This window comes from Luteimonas panaciterrae (assembly GCF_020511115.1).
GTDB lineage: Bacteria > Pseudomonadota > Gammaproteobacteria > Xanthomonadales > Xanthomonadaceae > Luteimonas > Luteimonas panaciterrae.
The window spans coordinates 1-4,790 of record NZ_JAJAVH010000036.1 but is presented as its reverse complement, the minus strand read 5'-3'; the positions used below and the strand labels follow the sequence as shown (position 1 = coordinate 4,790).

Below are 4,790 nucleotides of genomic sequence, written 5' to 3'. Positions count from 1 at the left end.
AAGAGTCCGTTATCCGATAGATGACGCAATCATCCTTGCAGTGAAAGTCCTCCATTCGCTCGCGGAGAATGAGGCTGCTCAATCGTCGACCGCGACACCAACGCAACGGGCATAACTGTATCCTTCCGAATCCACGTACAGCGCCCGCCGCCCCGGCGCGGCGATCTCAATCACCAGCCATTGGCGCAGCGCGTTGAGGCCACCGCGCCCCTCCAGCCATGCGTTGGCCTGAAGAAGTTGGAAACGAAGGCGTCGTATTCCCGCATGGCCATGGCGCGAGTTTCCTCCACGAGCGCTGTCACCTCGTCAAACCAACCATCGGTGATCACACGACTCAGGAGATTGGGCAGATCGCCCACCTTGCGGGTCATGCGGACTTTCAGGATACGGCATGGAGCGCTCATGGAGCGCTCCCTGCCTCGGCGATACGGTAGACCCGCTCGCCACCCGCGTCCTTGGTCGAGGTGATCGTCAGGCCGAGCTTCTTCTTGAAAGCGCCGGCGAAGGTGCCGCGCACAGTGTGGGCCTGCCAGCCGTAGTTTTCGCATTCTTTTCTGCGCCGGTACCGCCGGCTGCAACGAACAAGTTTGCCACGTGGCCCCTCAAGGTCATGAGCTATAACATTCGTTACGGTATTTCCAACAGTGGCCGTTTCGATCCAGACGCGATAGCCGACGCGATCGCTGCCCAGTCGCCCGATATTGTGATGTTGCAGGAAGTCGACCGCGGCTTCCTGGTCAACGTCAGCCACGATGTACTTGCGTTGTTGCAGAAGCGACTGCATATGTATGTGTACTACAACCCGGCTAGTTGAGCGACTGTTCGGGGATGCAATCCTAAGCCGTTGGCCATTACAGGATGTGCTGCCAGTGGCCCTACCCACTTACGATGTTGCAACTCGGCCGGGCGTGCTCAGTGGGGTGCTCAGGCTTGATGACGGAAGCGAGGTAGTACTTGCAGTCAGTCATTGCATGAGAAGGAAGGTGGTGTGGACATCCGTCAGGCGCGCGACTTGGCCGCACACTTAGATGCACGCATGACGGGCAGGCACCGGCTATTGATCCTAGTCGGCGACTACAACCTCGAACCTGGCGATATGCGTCTGCAACCGCTGCTAACTAAGCTGTACGCCGGACTGGCGGACGCGCGCCCGTTGCCGACCTGGCCTTCGTCGCATCCAGTACAGCAACTTGACTATTTGTTTCTTTCGGCAGGATTGCGTGCCACCGATATGGTCGCACCCAGCACACAGGCCTCGGATCATTTACCTGTCGCAGCAAACATAGAACGAACGCCCTCTGCCAACTGAGAGCAGCCAGAAGTGGGATAGTTCCGCAGTCAAACAACATGACCGATAAGACCTTGACTTGTATCGCAGGGCATAAGATCAATACTGCATCTCAGACTTTGAATTCGGAGTCGCTGCACCTTGCCCATCAAAATTGACGATATCCACCTCGTCGCTCCCATCACCCGATGCGGCGAGCTGGCGCTCCATTGGCCTGATAGTAGGTCGCTATCGAGCGCTGTAATGGCGAACGGTTCCGAATCACGTCGGCCAGCTTCTCAGCTATCATGATCGTGGGCGCGTTGAGGTTGCCGGTGACAACCTGTGGCATGATGGAGGCATCGATGACGCGCAACCCGTCCAAGCCATGGACTCGGCCTTGGCCGTCGACTACACACATCTCATGGTTACCCATCTGATTCGAGCAAGACGGGTGATATGCAGTTTCAGCGTGCGCTCGCACAAAGGCGTCGAGTTCCGTATCCGTCGTCAGATCCGCATCGGGAGAGATCGCGCGCCCAACATACGGGGCGAGTGCTTTCTGCCGAAAGATATCGCGAGTGATACGAATCGCCGAGCGGAACTCGCGCCAGTCCTGCTCCTGTGACATGTAATTGAACAGGATACTGGGGTGTTGGCGTGGGTCCTTAGAACGCAGGTGGATACGGCCACGGCTCGGTGAGCGCATGGAGCCAACATGGGCTTGGAAGCTATGGGTCTTGATGGGGTTGGAGCCGTTATAGTTCACGGCCACTGGGAGGAAGTGGTATTGCAGATTCGGCCACTCAAACTCGTCTTCACTGCGGATAAAGCCGCCTGCTTCGAAATGATTGCTCGCACCCAGGCCAGTGCCAAATATCAGCCATTCCAGGCCAATCTTCGGTTGGTTGTGCAGCTTCAATGCGGGCGACAGGGAGACAGGTTGTTTGCATTCGTACTGGATGTACATTTCCAGATGGTCTTGCAAGTTGGCGCCGACTCCCGGCAGGTGATGAACGAGGGCGATATCAAGGCTGCGTAGCAGGTCCGCTGGGCCGACCCCTGAGCGCTGCAATATCTGCGGCGAAGCGATGGCGCCGCTGCAGAGAAGCACTTCGTGACGAGCGTGAGCTTGCTTGGGCTCATCCTCATGCAGATAGGCCACACCAACGGCGCGCTTGCCCGAGAACAGGATGCGGTCGGTAAGCGCGTGCGTGACGATGGTCAGGTTCGATCGTTGCCGCGCCTGATCCAAATAGCCACGTGCTGTGCTGGAGCGACGACCTTGTGGCGTGACCGTGCGGTCCATTGGGCCGAAGCCCTCTTGCCGGTAGCCGTTGAGATCCTCGGTGCGGGGATAGCCTGCCTGAACACTGGCCTCGACCATGGCATGAAAGAGCACATTGTTACCACTCTTCGGTGTGGTCACCCACACGGGACCGTCACCACCGTGATAGTCATTTGGGCCAATGTCTCGGGTCTCGGCCTTGCGGAAATACGGCAGGCAATCCAGGTAAGACCAGTTCTCCAGCCCTGGACGTTTAGCCCAATGGTCGTAGTCCATGGCATTGCCACGGATGTAGCACATGCCGTTGATCAACGACGAACCACCCAGCCCCTTGCCCCGGCCGCAATCCATGCACCGGTGATTCATATAGGGCTCGGGATCCGTCTTGTACGCCCAGTTATAGCGGGTGCCTTGCAGTGGATAGGCGAGTGCCGCCGGCATCTGAGTACGGAAGTCGAGCCGGTAATCTGGGCCGCCGGCCTCGAGCAGCAAGACAGTGACGTCGGCGTCTTCGGTCAAGCGGGCGGCCAGTACATTTCCGGCGGAACCGGCGCCGATGATGATGTAATCGAATTCCTGCGCAATGGGCATCAGTGTTGCTCAAGGAAGTGGTACCTGACCGAGCGGTAATCGGTACCTACGAGTGGAAAGGGTTAGAAAACCGACGCGAACGAGCCGAGTTCGACCTGCACCGATTTCATGCGGGTGTAATGCATCAGCGTGTTGATTCCGTTCTCTCGGCCAATACCGGATTGCTTGTATCCGCCGACTGGCATTTCCGCCGGTGATTCACCCCAGGTGTTGATCCAGCAGACCCCTGCTTCGAGACGATGGATGATTCGGTGCGCACTGGCAAGGTCGGGAGTCACCACCCCAGCGGCCAAGCCGAAATGGGTAGCGTTGGCGCGGCGGATGACCTCCTCCTCGTCGTCGTAGCCAAGGATGCTCATGACTGGTCCGAAGATCTCATCACGCACGATTGTCATCTCATCCGTGCAGTCGGTGAACACCGTCGGCACGACGTACGCGCCCTTTGCGAAATCGCCATCGGTCCGCCGAACGCCCCCGATCAGCAATCTCGCGCCTTGCGCCCTTCCGGTTTCGATCAAGCCCAGCACCTTCTCCATATGCGCGAAGCTGATCAACGGACCGAAATTGGTTTGCGGGTCGCCGGGGGTGCCGATGCGGATGCGGGCGGTACGCTCGATCACCGCGGCCTCAAATGCCACCTTAATGGAGCGGTGGACGAAGATGCGGGTCGCGTTCGTGCACACTTGTCCGGAGCTGAAGAAGTTGGCCATGACGGCGATGTCGGCCGCACGGTTGATATCGGCATCCGGTAGGACAATGAGCGGTGACTTCCCACCCAGCTCCATCGTGACTTCCTTCAGTGACGAGGTTGCTGCACTGGCCATCACCCTCTTGCCGGTTTCGACGCCCCCGGTAAAGGACACCTTGTCGATGCGCGGGTGTTCGGTCAGCCACGGTCCGATTTCGCGGCCGCTGCCCTGGACCACATTGAAGACCCCATCGGGCACGCCGGCCTCGGTGTAGATCTGCGCAAGCTTGAGCGCGGTGAGCGGGGTTACTTCGCTGGGCTTGAAGATCATCGCATTGCCCACCGCCAACGCCGGTGCAGACTTCCACATCGCGATTTGGATCGGGTAGTTCCATGCACCGATGCCGGCGACCACCCCCAGGGGTTCGCGGCGAGTGTAAAAGAAGCTCGATTCGCGCAATGGCACTTGGGTACCTTCGGTGGCCTGGGCCAGACCCGCGTAGTACTCAATTACATCCGCGCCAGTGGCGATGTCCACGGTCGAGGTTTCGGCATACGGCTTACCGGTATCGAGCGTTTCTAACGCTGCCAATTCGTCGTTTCGCTCGCGCAATAGATCGACGGCGCAGCGCAAAATGCGCGAGCGCTGCACAGCGGTCATTGCGCGCCAGACACGCTGGCCTTCTATCGCGCTCTCCACTGCTCGCTCGATGTCACTTTCGGCCGCGCACTGCACCTCGGCAAGAACCTCGCCATCGGCGGGGTTGATGGTCTGAAAGGTCTTGCCACTGCTGGCTTCGGCAAGCGCGCCGTGGATGTAGAGCTTCTGTGTTTCGAACTGGGGCACCGGGATTTCTCGTAAGGAATGAGTCAGTGCTGAGACGGGGGAAGCTGCAGGTCCAGGTAGCTGTATGCCAATCTACTTCGAAGGCATGGCTCCGGTGCGTGTTGTCGCC

At 59.0% G+C, this 4,790-nt stretch carries 6 protein-coding genes; 2 read left to right on the top strand and 4 right to left on the bottom strand.

Going from position 1 to position 4,790, the window contains the following annotated elements:
- Positions 1-170 precede the first annotated feature (170 nt).
- Together LG367_RS18075 and LG367_RS18710 are read right to left on the bottom strand one after the other, a co-directional pair.
- The gene (locus LG367_RS18075) at positions 171-371 is read right to left on the bottom strand and encodes a hypothetical protein (protein ID WP_226470660.1); all 201 of its coding nucleotides are present in this window, start codon (positions 369-371) and stop codon (positions 171-173) included.
- A 29-nt stretch (positions 372-400) separates the two neighbouring features.
- Entirely contained in the window at positions 401-517 is a 117-nt protein-coding gene (locus tag LG367_RS18710; protein WP_343225837.1) for a DUF3489 domain-containing protein, read from the bottom strand.
- A 93-nt stretch (positions 518-610) separates the two neighbouring features.
- On the opposite strand from LG367_RS18710, the gene LG367_RS18705 reads away from it, so the two are divergent.
- Positions 611-814, top strand: a complete 204-nt coding sequence (locus tag LG367_RS18705) for an endonuclease/exonuclease/phosphatase family protein (protein ID WP_343225836.1) — start codon at positions 611-613, stop codon at positions 812-814.
- 153 nt (positions 815-967) lie between these two features.
- Entirely contained in the window at positions 968-1,309 is a 342-nt protein-coding gene (locus LG367_RS18065; protein ID WP_226470658.1) for an endonuclease/exonuclease/phosphatase family protein, read from the top strand.
- Positions 1,310-1,469: 160 nt separating this feature from the next.
- Here LG367_RS18065 and betA read toward each other — a convergent pair whose 3' ends face one another.
- Both betA and betB read right to left on the bottom strand, forming a co-directional pair.
- The gene (gene betA, locus LG367_RS18060) at positions 1,470-3,140 is read right to left on the bottom strand and encodes a choline dehydrogenase (protein ID WP_226470661.1); all 1,671 of its coding nucleotides are present in this window, start codon (positions 3,138-3,140) and stop codon (positions 1,470-1,472) included.
- Positions 3,141-3,208: 68 nt separating this feature from the next.
- On the bottom strand, positions 3,209-4,681 hold the full coding sequence (gene betB / locus LG367_RS18055; RefSeq protein ID WP_226470657.1) for a betaine-aldehyde dehydrogenase: 1,473 nt from the start codon (positions 4,679-4,681) through the stop codon (positions 3,209-3,211).
- Positions 4,682-4,790: the final 109 nt, after the last annotated feature.

Excerpts from the sequence above, each read along its gene's own strand:
- LG367_RS18075 (WP_226470660.1), bottom strand. The coding sequence starts at position 371 with ATGACCCGCAAGGTGGGCGATCTGCCCAATCTCCTGAGTCGTGTGATC.
- LG367_RS18705 (WP_343225836.1), top strand. The coding sequence starts at position 611 with ATGAGCTATAACATTCGTTACGGTATTTCCAACAGTGGCCGTTTCGAT.